The organism is Pseudomonas sp. R62 (assembly GCF_000257605.1).
GTDB classification, from domain to species: Bacteria; Pseudomonadota; Gammaproteobacteria; order Pseudomonadales; family Pseudomonadaceae; genus Aquipseudomonas; species Aquipseudomonas atacamensis.
This window is the reverse complement of sequence record NZ_JH635999.1, coordinates 578779-581715: the sequence shown is the minus strand read 5'-3', so window position 1 is coordinate 581715 and position 2937 is coordinate 578779. Positions and strand designations below refer to the sequence as shown.

Annotated in this window: 2 protein-coding genes; both read right to left on the bottom strand. The window is 61.6% G+C overall.

All coding sequences use genetic code 11. The features are described from left to right. Window positions 1-151: 151 nt before the first annotated feature. A complete protein-coding gene (locus OQK_RS21015; protein ID WP_016774121.1) occupies window positions 152-1390 on the bottom strand; it encodes a M20/M25/M40 family metallo-hydrolase in 1239 nt (412 codons plus the stop codon). A 208-nt stretch (window positions 1391-1598) separates the two neighbouring features. Then, window positions 1599-2672: a diguanylate cyclase gene (locus tag OQK_RS21010; protein ID WP_038862020.1), complete on the bottom strand. Its 1074-nt coding sequence runs from the start codon at window positions 2670-2672 to the stop codon at window positions 1599-1601. Between the last annotated feature and the right edge of the window lie 265 nt (window positions 2673-2937).

Sequence of the window (2937 nt, the reverse complement as noted above, 5' to 3'; positions counted from 1 at the left end):
GGGACTGATTGGGGGATGCTCGGGAGCTACTAATGATCGTTCCCACGCTCCGCGTGGGAATGCAGCCCGGGACGCTCTGCGTCCCACACAAAGCCGAACGCGGAGCGTCCGTTGAGGCATTCCCACGCAGAGCGTGGGAACGATCGCTCCTTCACCGCGGCTTCGCCAACTCCATGATCATCCGCGACAACAAGTAAATCCGCGGTGCCACACTCGCCACTTCGGCATATTCCTCAGGCGTATGAATATTGCCGCCGACAATCCCGAAGCCATCCAGCGTCGGCGTCCCTACGCCTGCGGACAGGCTGGCATCCGCCGCGCCACCACTGCCCTCCTCGGTCAACTTGCGGCCGATCTCGCCGTAGATCCCTTGGGCCATGGCCATCAAGCGATCCGACTCCGCCGTCTGCGGCATCGGAGGCAGTCCGCGCTGCAAGGACGTTTTCACTTCGGTCTCGGCAATCAACTTGTCCTGCGAGACCCGCGCCAGATCCTTCTCGATGCGATCAAATTCCTCCGGCACTGCCGCGCGCACATCCGCCTTGGCCGTGGCCTGATCAGGAATCACGTTGGTGCGATCGCCGGCCTTGAGCACGGTGAAGTTGATGGTGGTTTTCTTCGCTTCATCGCCGAGCTTGCCCAGTTGCAGAATCTGGTGCGCCGCTTCCATCGCCGCGTTCCGTCCAAGCTCTGGCGCGACGCCGGCGTGGGCGGCTTTGCCTTTGACTTCGACCAGCGCCGTCGCACTGCCCTTGCGCCACACCACCAGGCCATCGGCCGGGCGGCCCGGTTCGAGGTTGAGGGTGACGTCGTGCTGTTTGGCGGTTTTCTTGATCAGGTCGGTGGCGACGTCCGAGCCGGTTTCTTCGCTGGCGTCCAGCAGGAAAGTGATCTGCGCGTAGTCTTTGAAGTCGAGGTTCTTCAGCACTTTAAGCGCGTAGATGCCGGCGACGATGCCGCCCTTGTCGTCCATCACCCCCGGCCCGTAGGCACGCCCGTCCTTGATGTGGAATGGCCGCTCGGCCGCGGAGCCTTCCTTGAACACCGTGTCCATGTGCGCCATCAGCAGGATTTTCGCCTTGCCGGTGCCTTTGAGCGTGGCCAGCACGTGGTTGGATTTTTCCGGGGTGTTTGGCACCAGTTCGATAGTTGCGCCGAGTTTTTTCAGCTCATCGATGGCGATCTCGCTGACCTGTTTCAGGCCCGGTTCATAACCTGAACCGGAGTCGATATTGACCAGCCGTTCCAGTAACTTCAGGGCTTCGGGCTGGTACTGCTCGGCATCGGCGAGCACTTGTTTATGCGGTTCGGCGCAAGCGTTCACGGCCGAGAACGCGAGGGACAGACCGAGACTGGCAGCCAGCAGTGAGCGGGGAAATGAGAACGTCATGAAGCAGTCCTTGTTTCGTGTCGGGGGACTTCAACCGTAACCGACATCGGCGCGAGGCTCTATAGCGGATGCGACACTGATCTAACCGACAACACATACCCCGGTGGGAGCGAGCCTGCTCGCGAAGGCGTCGTGGCAAACGATATTGATACCGCCTGACCCAGCGCTTTCGCGAGCAGGCTCGCTCCCACAGGTATCAGCTCGCCCGTTAGACCGAATCCAGCAGCGCCTGCCTCGGCTTGTTGTCGCTGTTGCAGATCACCCGATTGCGCCCACTGGCCTTGGCTTCGTACAACGCCTGATCGGCCTCATCCAGCCAACGCGTGGCGTCGGCATGGCTCGGGTCGTAGGCGGCCAGGCCAATGCTCAGACTGACCTTCAACGCCGGGTTCTGCTCGTAGCCCATCACCGCGAAGCGCTCGCGCAAGGCTTCCATGGCCTGAGCGGCATTGAACAGCGGCAGCTCCGGCAGGATCACGCAGAATTCATCCCCGCCGTATCGCCCGGCCACGTCCGTGGCGCGCAGATTGTGTTTGAGCAGTTTGCTCAACTGGCGCAGGACGATATCGCCGGCGACATGGCCGTAGGTGTCATTGATCGCCTTGAAGTGATCGATGTCGATCAAGGCTATTGCCGCGCCCTGCTGCTGGCGTTTGCAGCGCTGGAACGCGAGGTTCAGTTGATCCTTCCACGCGCCGTGATTGAGCAGGCCGGTCAGGCTGTCGGTGCGACTCAACGCCAACAGCTCACGCTTGTGCCGACCGAGGGTCGAGGCCTGGCGAAAGCAGATCCAGCCCAGCGCCAGCGGATACAGCAACAGCAGCGGCAAACAGGCGTACAACTGCAGCGGCGTTGTTGGCGGGATGAACGTCGGCGCAAACACCACCAGCCCGACGCCGATGCCCAATAGCTGCGCCGCCGTCCCGGCGAGTAGAAACCGCCCACCGCCAATGGCGACGTTGTTCATTGCCATCATCGAAATCGTGGTCGCGCTGGGCAAGGGATTGAACTGCATGGCGGCGACCCAGAAGCCGCCCATGAATGCGTCGATCAGCAAATTGCGGTGTTCGGCGCGAAACGGCACGCTCGAGCGGCGCGCCCATTGAAACGCCAGATGCGGCCAGATCAGACCATTGAACAGCATCAGGCCCCACACCCACAGCGGCGGATCGAGGGCATACATCGCCACGCTGACACACATCAGCCCGAGCAGCAGCCCGAATACCCGCGACCTGTAAAGCCTCCTGGCCAGTGAAAGTCCCTTTCCTCGCGTATTTCCCATAAGGGCCTCGACCGCGCGATGCATGGTTACATCCCGACAAGGATGTGTCCGGAGTCTATCAGGGCGCCGTTAAATAGCCATCACCGGCCAGCGGCCTGAATAGAGCGCTATCAGCGCCGCACGCGCGGCCCAGAGTTGGCTATAAATGAAAGAGGGGAAATGGAAAAACAACTATAAAAGGGGGCACATGCATACCTACGCTGTGTTGATCATCGGCAGCGGTTTCGGCGGCCAGTGCGCGGCGGTCAACCTGCTCAAGGCCGGG

Bases quoted from the DNA above. Each gene is read 5' to 3' on its own strand.
- OQK_RS21015 (WP_016774121.1), bottom strand. From the start codon at position 1,390: ATGACGTTCTCATTTCCCCGCTCACTGCTGGCTGCCAGTCTCGGTCTG.
- OQK_RS21010 (WP_038862020.1), bottom strand. From the start codon at position 2,672: ATGGGAAATACGCGAGGAAAGGGACTTTCACTGGCCAGGAGGCTTTAC.